17 protein-coding genes are annotated in these 18,236 nt (G+C 66.5%); 12 read left to right on the plus strand and 5 right to left on the minus strand.

Going from position 1 to position 18,236, the window contains the following annotated elements; all coding sequences use genetic code 11:
- The first annotated feature begins 6 nt into the window (after positions 1-6).
- The 11 genes from pcaH to ACIIOY_RS09530 all read left to right on the plus strand — a co-directional run bounded on the left by pcaH (position 7) and on the right by ACIIOY_RS09530 (position 10,021).
- Complete coding sequence (gene pcaH, locus ACIIOY_RS09480) at positions 7-756, plus strand: protocatechuate 3,4-dioxygenase subunit beta (RefSeq protein WP_411034404.1); 750 nt, start codon at positions 7-9, stop codon at positions 754-756.
- Complete coding sequence (gene pcaG, locus ACIIOY_RS09485) at positions 756-1,370, plus strand: protocatechuate 3,4-dioxygenase subunit alpha (protein ID WP_411034405.1); 615 nt, start codon at positions 756-758, stop codon at positions 1,368-1,370. The genes pcaH and pcaG overlap by 1 nt, the downstream gene beginning before the upstream one ends.
- Before the next feature lie 60 nt (positions 1,371-1,430).
- On the plus strand, positions 1,431-2,486 hold the full coding sequence (locus tag ACIIOY_RS09490) for a 3-carboxy-cis,cis-muconate cycloisomerase (protein ID WP_411034406.1): 1,056 nt from the start codon (positions 1,431-1,433) through the stop codon (positions 2,484-2,486).
- Between the two features lie 138 nt (positions 2,487-2,624).
- Positions 2,625-3,794, plus strand: coding sequence for an ABC transporter substrate-binding protein (locus tag ACIIOY_RS09495; protein ID WP_411034407.1), 1,170 nt, complete (start codon positions 2,625-2,627; stop codon positions 3,792-3,794).
- Positions 3,795-3,987: 193 nt separating this feature from the next.
- Positions 3,988-4,851, plus strand: coding sequence for a branched-chain amino acid ABC transporter permease (locus ACIIOY_RS09500; protein WP_411034408.1), 864 nt, complete (start codon positions 3,988-3,990; stop codon positions 4,849-4,851).
- A complete protein-coding gene (locus ACIIOY_RS09505) occupies positions 4,851-5,858 on the plus strand; it encodes a branched-chain amino acid ABC transporter permease (protein ID WP_411034532.1) in 1,008 nt (335 codons plus the stop codon). Before ACIIOY_RS09500 ends, ACIIOY_RS09505 begins: the two co-directional genes overlap by 1 nt.
- Positions 5,855-6,619, plus strand: a complete 765-nt coding sequence (locus tag ACIIOY_RS09510; protein WP_411034409.1) for an ABC transporter ATP-binding protein — start codon at positions 5,855-5,857, stop codon at positions 6,617-6,619. Before ACIIOY_RS09505 ends, ACIIOY_RS09510 begins: the two co-directional genes overlap by 4 nt.
- Entirely contained in the window at positions 6,600-7,316 is a 717-nt protein-coding gene (locus ACIIOY_RS09515; RefSeq protein ID WP_411034410.1) for an ABC transporter ATP-binding protein, read from the plus strand. The genes ACIIOY_RS09510 and ACIIOY_RS09515 overlap by 20 nt, the downstream gene beginning before the upstream one ends.
- A 147-nt stretch (positions 7,317-7,463) precedes the next feature.
- A complete protein-coding gene (locus tag ACIIOY_RS09520) occupies positions 7,464-9,191 on the plus strand; it encodes a thiamine pyrophosphate-requiring protein (RefSeq protein ID WP_411034411.1) in 1,728 nt (575 codons plus the stop codon).
- Positions 9,192-9,216: 25 nt separating this feature from the next.
- Positions 9,217-9,750 (plus strand): 2,4'-dihydroxyacetophenone dioxygenase family protein, encoded by a 534-nt coding sequence (locus tag ACIIOY_RS09525; protein ID WP_411034412.1) that lies wholly within the window; start codon positions 9,217-9,219, stop codon positions 9,748-9,750.
- Positions 9,751-9,844: 94 nt separating this feature from the next.
- Complete coding sequence (locus ACIIOY_RS09530) at positions 9,845-10,021, plus strand: hypothetical protein (RefSeq protein ID WP_411033741.1); 177 nt, start codon at positions 9,845-9,847, stop codon at positions 10,019-10,021.
- A gap of 84 nt (positions 10,022-10,105) precedes the next feature.
- Here ACIIOY_RS09530 and ACIIOY_RS09535 read toward each other — a convergent pair whose 3' ends face one another.
- The 5 genes from ACIIOY_RS09535 to ACIIOY_RS09555 form a co-directional block, all read right to left on the minus strand.
- Positions 10,106-11,065 carry a 2-hydroxyacid dehydrogenase gene (locus ACIIOY_RS09535; protein WP_411034413.1) on the minus strand — a complete coding sequence of 320 codons (960 nt, stop codon included), beginning with the start codon at positions 11,063-11,065 and terminating at the stop codon, positions 10,106-10,108.
- Positions 11,066-11,076: 11 nt separating this feature from the next.
- On the minus strand, positions 11,077-12,711 hold the full coding sequence (locus ACIIOY_RS09540) for an ABC transporter ATP-binding protein (protein ID WP_411034414.1): 1,635 nt from the start codon (positions 12,709-12,711) through the stop codon (positions 11,077-11,079).
- Positions 12,708-13,847 (minus strand): ABC transporter permease, encoded by a 1,140-nt coding sequence (locus ACIIOY_RS09545; protein WP_411034415.1) that lies wholly within the window; start codon positions 13,845-13,847, stop codon positions 12,708-12,710. The genes ACIIOY_RS09540 and ACIIOY_RS09545 overlap by 4 nt, the downstream gene beginning before the upstream one ends.
- On the minus strand, positions 13,847-14,923 hold the full coding sequence (locus ACIIOY_RS09550) for a microcin C ABC transporter permease YejB (protein ID WP_411034416.1): 1,077 nt from the start codon (positions 14,921-14,923) through the stop codon (positions 13,847-13,849). The genes ACIIOY_RS09545 and ACIIOY_RS09550 overlap by 1 nt, the downstream gene beginning before the upstream one ends.
- 138 nt (positions 14,924-15,061) lie before the next feature.
- Positions 15,062-16,912: an extracellular solute-binding protein gene (locus tag ACIIOY_RS09555; protein ID WP_411034417.1), complete on the minus strand. Its 1,851-nt coding sequence runs from the start codon at positions 16,910-16,912 to the stop codon at positions 15,062-15,064.
- A gap of 181 nt (positions 16,913-17,093) precedes the next feature.
- Here ACIIOY_RS09555 and mepA point away from each other — a divergent pair, with 181 nt between their 5' ends.
- A complete protein-coding gene (gene mepA, locus ACIIOY_RS09560) occupies positions 17,094-18,161 on the plus strand; it encodes a penicillin-insensitive murein endopeptidase (RefSeq protein ID WP_411034418.1) in 1,068 nt (355 codons plus the stop codon).
- The last annotated feature ends 75 nt before the right edge of the window (positions 18,162-18,236 follow it).

An 18,236-nucleotide genomic window follows, 5' to 3' on the forward strand; every position in this document is an offset into this window, starting at 1 on the left:
GCGGACATGACGGACCTTTCCAACAAGAAGCCCGAGACGGGCGCCTTCTTCTCCCGCGACCGGCTCTGGCATCCGCCGGGGCTGACGCCCGGCTACAAGACCTCCGTGCTGCGTTCGCCGCAGAAGGCGCTGCTCTCGCTCGACGGCACGATCTCCGAGATCACCGGGCCGGTCTTCGGCCATTCCCTGCTGGGCGAGCTCGACAACGACCTCATCCACAATTTCGCAAGGCCGGGCGAAAGCGCGATCGGCGAGCGCATCATCGTGCACGGGCGCGTGCTCGACGAGCGGGCGCGGCCGGTGCCGGGCGTCCTGCTCGAATTCTGGCAGGCCAATGCCGGCGGCCGCTACCGCCACAAGAAGGAAACCTATCTCGCCCCGCTCGATCCGAATTTCGGCGGCTGCGGGCGCACCATCACCGACGCGGACGGCTATTATGCCTTCCGTACCGTCAAGCCCGGCCCCTATCCCTGGCCGAACGGCGTCAACGACTGGCGCCCGGCGCATATCCACTTCTCCGTCTTCGGCCACGGCTTCGCCCAGCGGCTGATCACGCAGATGTATTTCGAGGGCGACCCGATGATCTGGAAATGTCCCATCGTCCAGACGATCCCGGACAAGGCGGCGATCGAGCAGCTGGTGGCGGCGCTCGACTGGGGCAACACGATCCCCATGGATGCGCGCGCCTACAAGTTCGACATCGTGCTGCGCGGCCGCCGTTCGACGCTCTTCGAGAACCGGATGGAGGGCAACTGATGGTCCAGCCGCTCGGTTACCTCAAGGAAAGCCCCTCGCAGACGGCGGGGCCTTATGTCCATATCGGCCTGACGCCGAACTTTTGCGGCATCGGCGGCGTCTACGATGGCGATCTCGGCGCCACGATGGTGAACGACAGGACGCTCGGCCGGCGCATCGCCATTACCGGCCGCGTGCTCGACGGCACGGGCACGCCGCTGAAGGACGCGCTCATCGAGATCTGGCAGGCGGACGCGGCCGGCCTCTACAACAGCCCCTCGGAGCTGCGCGGCAGCGCCGATCCCAACTTTTCCGGCTGGGGCCGCTGCGCCACCGGCGGGGAAACCGGCGAATACCGCTTCGAGACGGTCAAGCCGGGCCGCGTGCCCTTCCGCGACGGCCGTCTCATGGCACCGCACATCTCGTTCTGGATCGTCGCCCGCGGCATCAATCTCGGCCTCAACACGCGCATGTATTTCGGCGACGAGGCGGCCGCAAACGCCGAGGACCCGGTGCTCGCCCGCATCGAGCACCAGGTACGCGTGCCGACGCTGATCGCGGCGGCGGATGGTGACACGTACCGGTTCGACATACACTTGCAGGGGGAGAAGGAGACGGTGTTCTTCGATATCTAGGGGGATCGCCTATAGTGCGTTCTTCGCTCCGCGCCCGCCGTGCCCTCGAAAGCGTATCCCATGACCGTCTCGCCCTTCGACCATCCCTATCTCTCCGGCCTTCTCGGCGACGAGGAAGTGGCCACCCTGTTTTCCGCGGCGGCGGAGCTCGAGGCCATGCTCGCCTTCGAGGTGGCGTTGGCGAAGGCGCAGGCGACCGAGGGCATCATACCGGCCGAGGCGGCGCGTATGATTGCCGAGGCAGCGCATCGCTTCTCCCCGGATGTCGCGCGCCTGCGCGAGGCGACGGCGCGCGACGGCGTGGTGGTGCCGGAGCTCGTGCGCCAGCTGCGCGCCGCCGTCGGCGAGCCGCACGGCAAGCATGTGCATTTCGCCGCCACCAGCCAGGACGTCATCGACAGCGGCCTGATGCTGCGCCTTGGGCGCGTGCTGCCGGTCCTCGCAGAACGGCTGGAGGCGCTGGCCGGCCATCTCAACGGGCTTGCCGCCGATTTCGGCAAGCGCGAACTTATGGGGCGGACGCGCATGCAGGCGGCGATCCCGATCACGGTTGCCGAACGCATCGCTTCGTGGCGCGCGCCTCTGGAGCGCCATGCCGAACGCTTGAAAGGCTTTTCGAAGACCGGCCTTGCCGTACAGTTCGGCGGCGCGGCCGGCACGCTGGACAAGCTCGGCGACAAGGCGCCGGCGGTGCGCGCCGCGCTCGCCCGCGAAATCGGCCTTGCCGACGCGCCGCAATGGCACAGCCAGCGCGACCGCATCATGGAACTCGGCGGCCTGCTGGCGGCCATAGCCGGCAGCCTCGGCAAGATCGGGCAGGACATCGCGCTCATGGCCGGCCACGGCGACGAGATCGCGCTTTCGGGCGGCGGCGGTTCCTCGGCCATGCCGCACAAGCAGAACCCCGTCGCCGCCGAAGCGCTCGTGACGCTCGCCCGCTTCAACGCGGCGCAGCTCGGAGGGCTGGCGCAGGCGGCGGTGCACGAACAGGAGCGCTCCGGCGCGGCCTGGACGCTGGAATGGCTGATCCTGCCGCAGATGGCCGTTGCCTGCGGGGCGGCCCTCCGCCTTGCCGGAGAACTGCTCGCCGCCATCCGGCGGCTCGGTGCCGCCTAGCTAATTTCATAATTTCTAAGTTATGCAATTGGCCGATATTTTCATTTTACATCACCGTTTCATCTGGCAATCTGACAAAACGCTAGTTTGGGACTGGACCGGACGCCGGCGGGAGGCTGGCCTTTCAGGGAGGAAGACATGAGGAAACTTGCGATTGCGGCGTTCGCGGCTGCGCTGATGGGCGGCGCTGCCCATGCGGATACGATCAAGGTGGGCGTCGTCGGGCCGTTCTCCGGCCCCTTCGCGCTGCAGGGCAAGAATTTCAAGGCCGGCATCGACGCCTACATGGCGCTGAACGGCAACACGGTCGGCGACGACACGATCGAGGTCATCTACCGCGACATCCCGGCCGCCGATCCCGCACAGTCCAAGGCGCTGTCGCAGGAACTCGTGGTCAAGGAGGGCGTGCAGTATCTCGCCGGCTTCTACTTCACGCCGGACGCCATGGCCGCCACGCCGCTTCTGGAGCAGGCGAACGTGCCGATGGTGGTGATGAACGCCGCCACCTCGGCCATCGTCACCAAGAGCCCCTATGTGGTGCGCACCTCCTTCACCACCTGGCAGACCTCGACACCCATCGCCAAGGTCGCCTTCGACGGCGGCACGAAGAAGGTCATCTCGGTCGTCAGCGACTACGGGCCCGGCGTCGATGCGGAAGCCGCCTTCAAGGCCGGTTTCGAGGCGGCGGGCGGCGAGATCGTCGAGGCGATCCGCATGCCGCTGCAGACCAACGACTTCTCGCCGATCATGCAGCGCATCAAGGATTCGGGCGCCGAGGGCGTCTTCGCCTTCCTGCCGTCGGGCCCGACGACGCTCGGCTTCGTCAAGGCCTTCAACGAGAACGGCCTGAAGGATGCCGGCATCAAGTTCTTCGCGCCCGGCGACCTGACGCAGGAATCCGACCTGCCGGCCCTCGGCGAGGCGGCGCTCGGCCTCCAGACCACCTTCCACTATGCCGTCTCGCACGACTCCGCCGAGAACAAGAAATTCGTCGAGGCGGCCGGCAAGGCCATCGGCAACCCGGCGGAACTGTCCTTCCCCGCCGTCGGCGCCTATGACGGCATGCATGTCATTTACAAGATGATCGAGGCGACGGGCGGCGAGCAGGACGCGGCCAAGGCCGTCGAGGCCGTCAAGGGCCTTTCCTGGGAAAGCCCGCGCGGGCCTGTCACGATCGATCCGGAAAGCCGCCACATCACGCAGAACATCTACCTGCGCGAAGTGGCGAAGGCCGCGGACGGCACCTATTACAACAAGGAGGTCCAGACCTTCGAGAAGCAGGGCGATCCGGGTCTGGCGGCGCAGTAAGGCGGTCGGCGCGGGAGGCGGTGGATCCTCGGGTCAAGCCCGAGGATGACGGAAAGGAGGAGAGGTCGCGAGCCCATTGAACGGCGCGGCATGCGGAACGGTTACCTTGATCCGCCATGCTTTTCTTCTTTCGTCATCCTCGGGCCTGACCCGAGGATCCATCGGCCCGGCCCGCTTCAATCAGGACAGGAACATGCAAACGGTCTTCAGCATAGGTGTCGATGCGCTTGCCTATGGCATGGTGCTCTTCGTCATCTCCATCGGCCTTTCGGTGACGATGGGGCTGATGCGGGTCGTCAACCTAGCGCACGGCGCCTTCGCCATGATCGGCGGCTACATCGCCTCCTATGCCGCGCGGGACCTCGGCCTTGCCTATGCGCTCGCCGTGCTCCTTGCCGTCTTCGGCACGATCCTCATCGCCATTCCGGTCGAGCGCTTCCTCTACCGCCGCATCTACGGCCAGCCGGAGCTGACGCAGGTGCTGATGACGATCGGCATCACCTTCTGCATCATCGGCATCGCCAACTACGTCTTCGGCCCGACGCTGAAGACCATCCCGACGCCGGACGCGCTGCGCCAGTCGGTCAGCCTCGGCTTCCGCACCGTCTCGGCGCACCGTCTCTTCGTCATCGGCTGCGGCCTCGCGGTGGCGCTCGGCCTCTGGTACTTCATCGAGCGCACCGCCTTCGGCGTGAAGCTGCGCGCGGCCGTCGACAACGCGGCGATGGCCGCGGCGCTCGGCGTGAAGACGCAGGTCGTCTATGCCGTCAGCTTCGCCGTCGCCGTCGGCCTTGCCGCCTTCGGGGGCGTGGTCGGCGCGGAGCTGCTGCCGATCGAGCCCTATTACGCGCTGCGCTACATGGTGACCTTCCTCGTCGTCGTCTCGGTCGGCGGGGCAGGCTCCATTCCGGGCGCGCTCGCCGCCTGCCTGCTGCTCGGCGCCATCGACACGACGGGACGCTACCTCATGCCGGAATTCGGCGAATTCTTCTTCTACCTTGCGGTGATCGCCATCGTCTGGATCTTCCCGCGCGGCCTTGCAGGAAGGGCCAAATGATGGCGCTCGCAACCAATTCCGAAACCGTCTCCACCGCCGGTGACCGCCGCGCAAGGCTGACGCGCGATGCGATCGGCGTCCTCGTCATCCTCGCCTTCGCCGTCGCCGGCTATCTTCTCTTCCCGAACAACCTGGCGCTGTTGACCCGCATCACGGCGATCGCGCTGCTGGTGCTCTCGCTCGACCTCGTCACCGGCTATTGCGGCGTGGCGACGCTCGGCCATGCGGCGCTCTTCGGCGCGGGGGCCTATGGCGCGGGCATCGCGGCGGCGCATTTCGGCATCACCGACCCGATCGCCATGCTGGCCGTCGGCATCGTGGCGGGCGCGCTCGCCGGCCTCGTTTCCGGCGTCGTCGTGCTCAGGGCGCACGGCCTGCCGCAGCTCGTGCTTTCCATCGCCATCATCCACCTTGCCCACGAGGCGGCCAACAAGGCGTCCGGCTGGACCGGCGGCAGCGACGGCCTTGCCGGCATCATGCCGGACGCCGTCTTCGGCATCTGGCAGTTCGATCTGTGGGGCCGCACCGCCTATGTCTTCGGCATAGTCCTGCTCGTCGCCGCGTTCGTCGTCCTGCGCCAGATCGTGCGCTCGCCCTTCGGCATGCTGTGCAGCGGGATCCGGCAGGATCCGGTGCGCGTGCGCGCCATGGGAGCCTCGGTGCACGGCACATTGATCAGGATGTACGCCATTTCCGGCGCCGTCGCCGGCGCGGGCGGCGCGCTCAACGCCATCTCGACCCAGGTCGTCGGCCTCGACAGCCTGTCCTTCACGCTGTCGGCGGAAGCGCTCGTCATGCTCGTGCTCGGCGGCACCGGCTCGCTCTACGGCGCGCTGATCGGCACCGTCGCCTTCCTGTGGTTCGAGGACGTCGTCTCGGCGGCCAACCCGTTCCACTGGCTCACCATCGTCGGCGCGCTGCTGATCGCCGTCGTGCTCTTCGCACCCAAGGGTCTCTACGGCTCGCTCGCCGCCCTTCTCGAACGCCGCGAGAGGAAAGGCCGATGAGCGCGATCTTCGACGTCCGCAACCTGAAGAAGACGTTCGGCGGCCTTGCCGTCACCAACGACGTCTCGCTCTCGATGGCGCTGGGCGACCGGGTCGCGCTGATCGGTCCGAACGGCGCCGGCAAGACGACCTTCGTCAACCTCGTCACCGGCAATCTGCTGCCCGGTTCCGGCAGCGTGACGCTGGGCGGCGAGGACGTGACGCGCCTCGGCCCGACGGAGCGCGTGCGCCGCGGCCTCGTGCGCTCTTTCCAGGTCACGCGCCTCTTTTCCGAGATGACGCCGGAGGAGCATGTGGCGCTCGCCATCCTCCAGCGCGAGGGCCGGTCCGGAAAGATGTTTGCAAGCCACCGCGCCATGCCGGACGTCATGGACGAGACGCATGCGCTGCTTACGCGGCTCGGCATCGCCCAGCTTGCCCGCCACAGGGTCAGCGAGATCGCCTACGGCCAGCAGCGCCTCTTGGAGCTGGCGCTCGCCCTCGCCCTGAAACCGAAGGTGCTGCTGCTCGACGAACCGGCCGCAGGCGTGCCGCAGAGCGATACGGCGCGCATCGAGCAGGCGATCGCCGACCTGCCGGCGGACCTTGCCGTGCTGATGATCGAGCACGACATGGACCTCGTCTTCCGCTTCGCACGGCGCGTCGTCGTGCTGGCGGCGGGCGAGATCATCTTCGACGGATCGCCGGACGCCGTGACGAAGGACGCCCGCGTCCGCCAGGCCTATCTCGGGAGCTATGCCGATGCCCGCAGCGTCGCTTGAAATCTCCGGTCTTTCCGCCGGCTACGGCCCGACGCGGGTGCTGGAGGACATTTCCTTTTCCGCCCCCGCCGGCCGGCGCCTTGCCGTGCTCGGCCGCAACGGCATGGGCAAGTCGACGCTCTTCGCCACGCTCGCCGGCCAGACGAAGCGCTATGGCGGGCACATCCGCCTCGGCGGGGAGGCGATCGAGGGCACCGACAGTTCCTCGCGGGCGCTGAAGGGCCTCGGCTATGTGCCGCAGTCGCGCGACGTCTTCCCGACGCTGACCGTCGAGGAGAACCTCTTCGTCGGGCTGAAGGCGCGGCCGCGCTCGGCCGTCGAGGAAGCCTACGCGATGTTCCCGCGCCTCAAGGAACGGCGTAAGAACCTCGGCTCGCAGCTTTCCGGCGGCGAGCAGCAGATGCTGACGACGGCGCGCACCATTCTCGGCCGGCCCTCGGTGCTGCTGCTCGACGAGCCGCTGGAGGGCCTCGCCCCCGTCATCTGCGAGGAGCTGATGGCAGCCTTCGGCACGCTCGCGGCCTCGGGAGAAATGACCATCCTCCTCGTCGAGCAGCGCATCCAGAGCGCGCTGGATTTCGCCGACGAGGTGATCGTTCTGGAGCGCGGCCGCATCGCCTGGACCGGCACGCCGGCCGAACTCTCAGCCGATCCCCATACGGTGGAAAGCCTGCTCGGCGTCGGCGGGCTGCACTGAATTCATACGATTTTCGTTATGAATTGCGGCCGCCATTTCATTTTACATCACCGCTCCGCCTGTCAGATTGTTGCCTGAACATCCGCAAGACCCGGTTCGAGGAGACCGGGCCATGCGGACCGGCTGCCGGACGAAGGGGAGGTTCCGATGGGCAGGCACGAAGGCGATCGCGCGGGGGCGCCGGCGATGACGGCGGGCGGCGCGCTGCTCGCCCGGCTGAAGGCGGTCGGCGTCGACTATATCTTCGCCAATTCCGGCACGGACTTTCCGCCGATCATCGAGGGCCTTGCCGAAGCGGAAGCGAGGGGCATCGACCTGCCGCAGGCGCTCGTCATGCCGCACGAATCGGCGGCGATGGGCATGGCGCACGGCTATTACCTGGCGACCGGCCGCGCGCAGGCGGTGATGGCGCACACCAATGTCGGCCTCGCCAACTGCGCGATCGGCGCCATCAACGCCGCCACGGAGCATGTTCCCGTCCTCCTCTTCTCCGGGCGCACGCCCGTCACGGAGCGCGGGCGCAAGGGCTCGCGCACCGTGCCGATCGGCTGGGGACAGGAGATGCGCGACCAGGCGGCGCTGGTGCGCGAGGCCTGCAAGTGGGACGATGAACTGCGCTTTCCCGAGCATATTCCGCAGATGGTCGACCGGGCCCATGCGATCGCCTGTTCCATTCCGCGCGGCCCCGTCTATATGAGCCTGCCGCGCGAAGTGCTCTGCCGGCCCTGCCCGACCGAGGGACTGGAAGCGCCCGCCACCATGGCGCCGGCCCTTGCCGCGCCCGCTCCCGCGGCGATTGCGGAGGCGGCGCGCCTGCTGGCGGAGGCGGAAAATCCCGTCATCTTCGCCCAGCGCGGCGCCGGCTCCGCGGATGGCTTTGCCGCGCTGGCGGCGCTTGCCGCCGATTGGGGCATTCCCGTCTGCCAATACTGGGCCGTGCAGCTTGCCATCGCCACGGACCATCCGATGGCCGCGCAGGCCGATCCGAAGCCGCTGCTCGACGAGGCGGACGTGATCTTGGTGCTCGATGCGCTCGCCCCGTGGTCGCCGGACATCCATCCCCTGAAATCCGGCTGCAAGGTCATCCAGCTGGCGCAGGACCCGCTCTACCAGCGCCAGCCGGTGCGCTATTTCCGCTCGGACGTGACGCTCGCCTGCGATGTCGATTCGGGGCTGCTTGCCCTGAAGGCGGCGATGGAGCCGCTTCTGGCGTCCCATCGTGCCAAGGCGGAAAGCCGCGCCGCGGCCGTCGCGGAACGCAACCGCGCAGCCCGCGCGAACGCGCTGGACAACGCCCGGCGCGGCGGCGGCACGCCGATGACGCGGGACTTCGTCGGCCTCACGCTTTCAGACGCGCTGGCCGGGCGCGAGGCCGCCGTGCTCTCCGAGCTCGGCTGCCCCATGGCGCCGATGACCCTCACCCACCACCAGGCCTGGTATCAGGAGCCGCATTCCGGCGGGCTCGGCTGGTCCTTCCCGGCCGCGCTCGGCATGCAGCTCGCGCGGCGCGACCGGCTCACCGTCGCCACCATGGGCGACGGATCCTACATGTTCGCCAATCCCGTTGCCTGCCACCAGATCGCCGAGGCGCTGGGGCTGCCGATCCTCCTCGTCATCGTCAACAATGCGGAATGGGGCGCGGTGCGCCAGTCGGTAATCGGCCTCTACCCGGACGGCTATGCGGCGAGGACCAACCGCATGCCGCTGACCGCGCTCTCGCCGGTGCCCGATTTCGTCAAGGTCGCGGAAGCGAGCCGCGCCCATGCCCGGCGCGTCACCGACGGCGCCGACCTTGCGGGCGCGATTGACGAGGCGATCGCGCATATCGAGACGAAGCGGACGCTGGCGCTGCTCGACGTCCGGATCCGCGCCTGATTCCATTCCATGGGAGGAGGAAACCATGCCCGAACGTGCCACCACCGAATTCTGGAAGGACCTGAAGCCGATCGACAAGGTGTTCCAGCCCGATGCCCTGCCGGAAGTCTACCTGCAGGACGCGCCGACCGAGGACGAGCGCTACTACGTGCCCTTCACCGAGACGGTCTTTTCCCGTCCGCTCTGGATTTCGCCGACGCAGAACAAGTGGTGCGACATCCTGATGGCCAGGAAGGCGGGGCTCGTGAACCGCCATTACCACCCGCACGAGGTTTTCGCCTATACGATCTCCGGCAAGTGGGGATACCTGGAGCACGACTGGACGGCGACGGCGGGCGACTTCGTCTACGAGACGCCCGGCGAGGGCCATACGCTCGTCGCCTACGAGCACGAACAGCCGATGAAGGTGTTCTTCCAGGTCAAGGGCCCGCTCATCTGGCTCGACGAGAAGGGCGAGCCGGACGGCTTCTTCGACGTGCACAACTACATCGCGCTCTGTCGCGACCACTACGAGAGGGTCGGCCTCGGGCGGGACTATGTGGAGCGTCTGTTCCGATAGCCTGTTCCGTCGGGAACAGCGGCGGGAAGGGGGATGTGCGACCTTCCGATCACCGGATGAGAGAGGCTCATCCCCAACCGATCAGGAGAGACCCATGCGCAAGATCATCGTTTCCGCCGCCATCGCAGCCATCGCCGCCGTTTCCTTCGCCGCCCCCTCGCAGGCCGGCTACTACAGCTACGGCTACAAGCCGCACTGCTTCGTCAAGAAGGTGAAGTCCTACGACTACTACGGCAACGTGATCATCAAGAAGATCAAGGTCTGCAAGTAACGCAGCCGCCAATCTCCCGAAGCCCCGGACGTTCCCTGCGTCCGGGTCTTTCTTTCTGCGGGGTGCCCTGTCCTATCTGGTGGCTCAGTAACCCGCGCTGCGGTCGACAAGGTGCTCCAGCGGCTTGCCGCTTTCGTGCCGTTCGATCTGCCGGGCGACGTGGCGGAAGAGCGCGGCGACATCCGATGCCGCCGCGGCGTGCGGCGTGAGGAAGACCTTGTCCATCGCCCAGAGCGGGCTTTCGAGCGGCAGCGGCTCCTGCTCGAAGACGTCAAGCGAGGCGCCGTGCAGCGTGCCGTCGTTGATCGAGGCGACGATCTCGGCCTCCACCTGGCTGCCGCCGCGGCCGGCATTGATGAAGACCGGCGCGCCGAACGGCCCCTTGCGGCTGAGGCGGGTGAAGAGACCGGTATTGAAGATGCCTTTCGTGTCCGGCGTCAGCGGCAGGAGGCCGACGAGGAAATCCGTCCTTGCAAGGAAGGCGTCGAGGCCGGCCTCGTCATAGGTCTCGAAGCCTTCCACCTTGCGGCCGCTCTTCGACCAGCCGACCACGTTGAAGCCGAGCGTCTTCAGCTTCATCGCCGCATCCTGCCCCAGCACGCCGAAGCCCATGATGCCGACGGTGACTTCCTTGGCCTCCGGCTGGGCAAGCTCGCGCCAGATGCGCTTTTCCCGCTGCACGGCATAGGCCTGATGCTGGCGCAGATGGAGAAGACACTGGAGGACCACCCATTCGCTCATCCGCGTCGTCAGCGTCTCGTCGACGAAGCGCACAAGCGGCACGTCCGGCAGGCCGGGCAGCGCCAGCACATGATCGACGCCGGCGCCGCCGGAGAAGACGACCTTGAGGTCCCCGGCACGGGAGAAGAGGTCGGCGCCCGGCTTCCAGACCACGGCATAATCGACGCCGGAAAGGTCGCGGTTGCGGTTTCCGGGATGCAGCACGTTGATCACTTCCCGGCCGGGAAAGGCGTCCTTGAGCGCGGCTGCCACCTGCTCCTGATCGAATTTCAGATCGATGATGACCGGGCTTTTCGTCGGCATTCCATTTCCTGCTACTGGCTGACGGTCTCGCTGCGGACCGCCTCGAGATTGAAGGCTGCGGCCATCAGGGCCCTGGTATAGGCTTCGTTCGGCCGCTCGATGATGTCCTTCGCCGGCCCCTTCTCCACCACGCGCCCGCCGCGCATGACGATGATGTCGTTGGCAAGCGCCCGCACGACCTTGAGGTCGTGGCTGATGAAGAGGTAGGCAAGGTTGTGCCTGGCCTGGAGGTCGCGCAGAAGCTCGACCACCTGCGCCTGCACGCTCATGTCGAGCGCCGAGGTGGGCTCGTCCAGCATGACGAATTCCGGCTTGAGCACCATGGCGCGGGCGATGGCGATGCGCTGGCGCTGGCCGCCGGAAAATTCGTGCGGGTAACGCCAGCGGGTCGCCGGGTCGAGGCCGGTTTCCTCGAGGGCGGCGGCGACGCGGCGGTCGCGCTCGGCCTCGGAGAGCGATGGTTCGTGGATCTTCAGGCCTTCCGCCACGATGTCGGCGACGGACATGCGCGGGGAGAGCGAACCGTAGGGATCCTGGAAGACGATCTGCATGCGGCGGCGGAGCGGCCGCATTTCCGAGAAGGAATGGCCGGCGATGTCCTGGCCGACGAAGGCGATGCGGCCCTTCGACGAGATGAGCCGCGTCAGCGCCAGCCCGAGCGTCGTCTTGCCGGAGCCGGATTCCCCGACGACGCCGAGCGTGTGGCCGGCGCGCAGCTGCAGGTCGATGCCGTCCACGGCCTTCACGTGGTCAACGACGCGGCGGAGGAACCCCGCCTTGATCGGGAACCAGACCTTCACGCCCTCGGCCTCGACGACGACGGGCTGGCGGTCGTCGGCCGGGCGCGGCTCGCCCTTCGGCTCCGAAGCCAGCAGGTGGCGCGTATAGGCGTGCTGCGGATCGGCGAATATCTCCTCGACCGGGCCGGTCTCGACGATCTTCCCCTTGGTCATCACGCAGACCCGGTCGGCGAATTTTTTGACGATGCCGAGGTCGTGGGTGATGAAGAGCATGGACATGCCGTGCTCTTCCTTGAGGTTCTTCAGGAGTTCGAGGATCTGCGCCTGCACGGTGACGTCGAGCGCCGTCGTCGGCTCGTCGGCGATCAGCAGTTCCGGACGGTTGGCGAGCGCCATGGCGATCATGACGCGCTGGCGCTGGCCGCCGGACAGCTCGTGCGGATAGGCGGCAAGCCGCTTTTCCGGCTCGCGGATGCCGACCTGGTTGAGCAGCTCGAGGATGCGCATGCGCGCAGCCGCACCCTCGATGCCCTGGTGGAGCTTCAGGATCTCGCCGATCTGCCGCTCGATGGAGTGCAGCGGGTTGAGCGAGGTCATCGGCTCCTGGAAGATCATCGTGATGTCGTTGCCGCGCACCTCGCGCAGCACGGCATCCGATGCCTTCAGGAGGTTCCTGCCGTTGAAGTGGATCTCGCCCGAGGGATGGCTCGCGGCGGGATAGGGCAGGAGCTTCAGGATCGAGTTCGCCGTGACCGACTTGCCGGAGCCGGATTCGCCGACGAGCGCCACGACCTCGCCGCGCTTGATGTCGAAGGACACGCGGTCGACGGCGAGCGACGTGTCGCCGCCCTGGTGGAAGGCGACCGAAAGATCACGGACGGAGAGGATGGTCTCGGGAGCGCTCACCGGAAGGTCTTCCTCGGATCGAAGGCATCGCGCGTCGCTTCGCCGACGAAGATGAGGAGCGACAGCATGACGGACATGACGACGAAGGCGGTGAGGCCGAGCCACGGCGCCTGGAGATTGTTCTTGCCCTGCGCGACCAGCTCGCCGAGCGAGGGCGAGCCCGGCGGCATGCCGAAGCCGAGGAAATCGAGCGAGGTCAGCGTGGTGATCGAGCCGGAAAGGATGAAGGGCAGGAAGGTAAGCGTCGCGACCATCGCGTTGGGCAGCAGGTGCCGGTACATGATCGTCGCGTTGCCGACGCCGAGCGCGCGCGCCGCCCTGACATATTCGAAGTTGCGGGCGCGCAGGAATTCCGCGCGCACCACGCCGACGAAGCCGACCCAGGAGAAGAGCAGCATGATGCCGAGCAGGATCCAGAAGCCGGGCGGCAGGATCGCGGCGATGATGAGCAGGATGTAGAGCACCGGCATCGAGGACCAGATCTCGATGAAGCGCTGCATCAGGAGGTCCGTCCAGCCGCCGAAATAGCCCTGGACGGCGCCGGCCGTCACCCCGACGATGGCCGAGGCGATCGTCAGCGCGAGGCCGAACAGCACCGAGATGCGGAAGCCGTAGATGACGCGGGCGAGCACGTCGCGCGCCTGGTCGTCCGTGCCGAGCCAGTTGAGGCTGTGCCAGTTGCAGTTCGGATCCGCCGCGCCGCCCGGATAGCCGGCGCAGCGCTCCTCCTCGCCCATCAGCCAGAACGGCTTTGTCGGCGCGGAATGGGGGATGTTGGAATTGGTGGTGCCGTAGGAATAGTGGATCGGCGGCCAGATCATCCAGCCATTGGCGTTGATCGCGTCCCGGATGAAGTCGGAGCGGTAATCGGTCTGCGCCAGGAAGCCGCCGAACTTCTCCTCCGGATAATCGACGACGACGGGGAAGAGCAGCTCGCCCTTGTAGGAGGCGACGATCGGCCGGTCGTTGGCGATGCACTCGGCAAAGAGGCTGAGGATGAAGATCGTCAGGAAGATCCAGAGCGACCAGTAGCCGCGGCGGTTCGCCTTGAAATTCTCCCAGCGCCGCTTGTTGGTCGGGGAAAGAAGGCCTTTGCGCGGCGGAGCGATCGGCTTTGCGTCGGCGACGGCGCTCATCAGACGTCCCTCCGCTCGAAATCGATGCGCGGGTCGACCCAGGTATAGATGAGGTCGGAGATGAGGCTGACGACGAGGCCCATCAGCGAGAAGATGAAGAGCGTGGCAAAGACGATCGGATAATCGCGCCGGACGATGGAATCGTAGCCGAGGCGGCCGAGGCCGTCGAGCGAGAAGATATATTCGATGAGCAGCGAGCCGGTGAAGAAGGCCGAGATGAAGGCGCCCGGGAAGCCGGCGATGATGATCAGCATGGCATTGCGGAAGACGTGGCCGTAGAGCACCTGCCGCTCGGTGAGGCCCTTGGCGCGCGCCGTCGTCACATACTGCTTCTTGATCTCGTCGATGAAGGAATTCTTCGTCAGGAGCGTCGTCGTGGCGAAGGCGGAGAGCAGCAGCGTGATCAGCGGCAGCGTCATGTGCCACATGTAATCGAGCGGTTTCTGCCACCAGGCGAGGCTGTCGAAATTGTCCGAGACGATGCCGCGCAGCGGGAACCAGTCGAGGAAGGACCCGCCGGCGAAGAGCACGATCAGGAGGATGCCGAAAAGGAAGCTCGGCACGGCATAGCCGATGATGATGATGCCGGACGTCCAGACGTCGAAGGCCGAACCGTCCTTCACCGCCTTGCGGATGCCGAGCGGGATGGAGATGGCGTAGGAGAAGACGAGGATCCAGACGCCGAGCGAGATGGAGACCGGCATCTTCTGGGCGATGAGGTCCACCACGGAGATGTTGCGGAAGAAGCTTTCACCGAAATCGAAGCGCAGGTAGTCCCACATCATCGTGAAGAAGCGCTCGAGCGGCGGCTTGTCGAAGCCGAACTGCTTCTCGAGCTTGGCGATGAATTCCGGATCGAGGCCGCGCGCGCCGCGATAGGCGCTGTCCTGCCCGACCTCCTGCAGCATGTCCGTACCGCCGGAGAGCCGGTCGCCGGCCCCCTGGCTGGTGAGATCGGCGATCACCTGCTCGACCGGCCCGCCCGGTGCGAACTGCACGATCGCGAAAGAGATCGCCATGATGCCGAAGATCGTCGGGATCATCAGCAGGATACGGCGCAGGATATAGGCGCCCATCAGCGATCACCCGCCGGGATAGGATGCGTCGATGTCCAGCCGGTCAAGCCCAACCCTTCCGTTCTGCCGCCACCTGTCGCGGCGGTGATTCGTCCTCGCTATATGGAGCCCAGCCGGCCCGCCGGCGCAAGCCCCGCCTCACCTGGCGGCGTTCTTCGACCACCAGACATTCGGGAAACCCAGCCCGTAGTAGGGCAACTCCTGCGGGCGGGCGAGATGGTTCCAGTAGGCGACGCGCACCGCCTTGGAATAGAAGAGCGGTATCACGTAGTGATGCGCGAGGAGCACGCGATCGAGCGCGCGGGTGGTCGCGACGAGCTCTTCCCGGTTCGGTGCGAAGACGATCTTGCGGATGAGTTCGTCGATCGCCGGGTCGGCAATGCCGGCATAGTTCTTCGACCCCTGCTGGTCGACCGAGGCGGACCCCCAATAGTCGAGCTGCTCGTTGCCCGGAACGAGCGATTGCGCCCAGATGCCGTAGATCATGTCATAGTCGAAGCTTCTGAGGCGATTGGTGTATTGCGAGGCATCGACGGTGCGGATGCGGGCGTCGATGCCGATCTTCTTCGCGCTGTTCACGAACGGCGTGACCGTGCGCTCGAAGGACGGGTTCGACAGCAGGAGCTCGAAACCGAAGGGCTCGCCGGTCTTGGCGTTCACCAGCCGGTTGCCCTTGAGCTCGTAGCCGGCTTCCTTGAAGAGCCCGAGCGCCTTGCGCAGGTTCTCGCGCACCTTCTGCGGATCCCCGGCGACGGGATTCTTGTAGGGCGTAGTGAAGACGGCGGGGGGAACCTTGTCCTTAAGCTCCTCCAGTATCTCCTTCTCGCGGCCCTCCGGCAGGCCGGAGGAGGCAAGCTCGGTGCCCCAGAAATAGCTGTCGACGCGCTGGAAGGCGTTGTGCGCAAGGCTGCGGTTCAGGTCCTCGAAATCGAAGACGTGGTTCAGCGCCTCGCGCACCCGCTGGTCCTTGAACTTGTCGCGGCGCAGGTTCGGCACGAAGGCCTGCATGATGCCGGCGGCGCGTAGAGGGTTCTCGATCTCCTCGCGCACGACGCGGCCGTCCTTCATGGCCGGGAAGTCATAGGCCGTCGCCCAGTGGCTGGCGCTGTTGTCCTGGTAGAAATCGACATTGCCGGCACGGAAGGCCTCGAACTCCACGTTCCTGTCGCCGAAGAAGGTGTAGGTGATCGTGCGGAAATTGTTCTGGCCGACGTTCACGTTGAGGTCCTTGCCCCAATAGTCGTCGCGCAGCTCGAAGCGGATCGAGCCGCCGGCCTGGAACGACGCGATCCGGTAGGGGCCGGAGCCCATCACCGGCTCCAGCGTGGTGCGGCCGATATCGCGCTTGTTGCCCTTGGCGTCCTGCCCTTCCCACCAGTGTTTCGGCAGGATGGGGAACTGGCCGAGGATATTCGGCAGCTCGCGGTTGTTCTTCTCGTCGAAGCGGAAGGTGACGTCGCGCTCGCCGGTCTTCTCCGCCGAGACGACGTGCCGGTAGTAGTTGGCGAAGAGCGGATTGTGCTCCTTCACCATGTCGAAGGAGAAGATCACGTCCTCCGGCGTCACCGGCTTGCCATCGGCCCACTTTGCCTCCGCGCGCAGGCGGAAGGTCGCCGAGGAAATATCGTCGGGGTAGGAGATGCCCTCGGCGAGCAGGCCATAGGCGGCGGTGATCTCGTCCTCGGCGGATTTCAGGAGCGTGTCGAAGACCAGCGACGTGACGCCGGTCGCCACCTCGCCCCTGGCGAGGATCGGGTTGAACGTGTCGAAGGTGCCGGTTTCGGACAGTTTCAGTTCGCCGCCCTTCGGCGCATCCGGATTGACGTAGTCGAAACGGTCGAAGCCGTCCGGGCGCTTGAGGTCGCCGATCGTGGAGATGCCGATACGCCAGGTCTGGTTCGCAGCTTCCTGTGCCCCGGCGCCGGTCGCGACCGCCAGCGAAAGAACCAGAACTGCCGTGAACACGTTTCTCCCGAAGGCTGCCTGCATGCCAATTCCCTTTCGTATCCTTCGCCGAAGCATGCGGGAGAGAATAGGCAAAATCCGGGCAATTGACAGGCCCGCCATCAAAGCGGCGATTTTTGCCGTGCCTATTCCGGCCGGGGATTCACTTCTGCGAAAGGATGATCCTTTAGCCTTTCGCAACGATTGCGACGTTCGAGACCAGACAATGCCAGCCCAGCCCATGCTTTCCCGACTGACCACCTGCCTGATCGCCGCCGGCCTTGCGCTCGCCGCGCTCACCGGGCCGCTTGCGGCCGAAGAGCGGCCGGCCAAGGAACTGTTCGGCGCCAAGCGCCTGCCGGCGAAGTTGGCCCCGACCCCCTACGGTTCCTATGCCAAGGGCTGCATTGCCGGGGCGGTGGCGATCCCGACGGACGGCCCGGCCTGGCAGGCGATGCGCCTTTCGCGCAACCGGCGCTGGGGCCATCCCAATATGATCGCGCTGCTCGAACAGTTCTCGCAGGATGCCCGCCAGATCGGCTGGCCCGGTCTCCTGCTCGGCGACATCTCGCAGCCGCGCGGCGGGCCGATGCTTTCCGGCCATGCCTCGCACCAGGTCGGCCTCGACGCCGACATCTGGTTCACGCCGATGCCCGACCGCAGGCTTTCCGCCGAGGAGCGGGAAAAGCTCCCCTTCACCTCGATGCTCGACAAGAGCAAGTTCCTGACGGTCGATTCGCGCCGCTGGACTGCCACCCATGCCCGGCTCGTCATGAAGGCGGCGAGCTATCCGCAGGTCGAGCGCGTGTTCGTCAATCCGGCGATCAAGAAGAAGCTTTGCGAAACCTGGCAGGGCGACCGCTCGCTGCTCGGCAAGGTTCGGCCGATCTACGGCCATGACGAGCACTTCCACATCCGCATCAGATGCCCGGAAGGGGCGGCCGGCTGCAAGCCGCAGGCGAAAGTGCCGCCCGGCGACGGCTGCGACGCCTCGCTTGCCTGGTGGTTCACCAAGGAGCCCTGGGCCAAGCCCAAGCCGAAGAAGGACGCCAAGCCCGTAAAACCCTGGTACCTCAAGATGTCGGACCTGCCGAAGGCCTGCGGCACGATCCTCGCCAGCGCCTCGCCTGCCTCCGAGCAGGAGGTGACCTGGCAGGGCAGCGGCGGCGCCTCGACCGCGCTCGCCTTCTCGAGCCGCGGAGCGGATGCGGGCCGCACGATCGAATCGGTCATCGCCGCCGACATGATGCTTCCGGCCATCGTGCCGATCCCCATTCCACGGCCGTTCCAGTAAGGAAAGGCAGAGAGAGCGGCGGCAGCCGGATGAGGGCGCTCGCAGGGCTTTTCAAGGCTCCGCCGCTTTTGTATA

The sequence above is a fragment of the Shinella agrisoli genome (assembly GCF_046557955.1).
Lineage (GTDB): Bacteria > Pseudomonadota > Alphaproteobacteria > Rhizobiales > Rhizobiaceae > Shinella.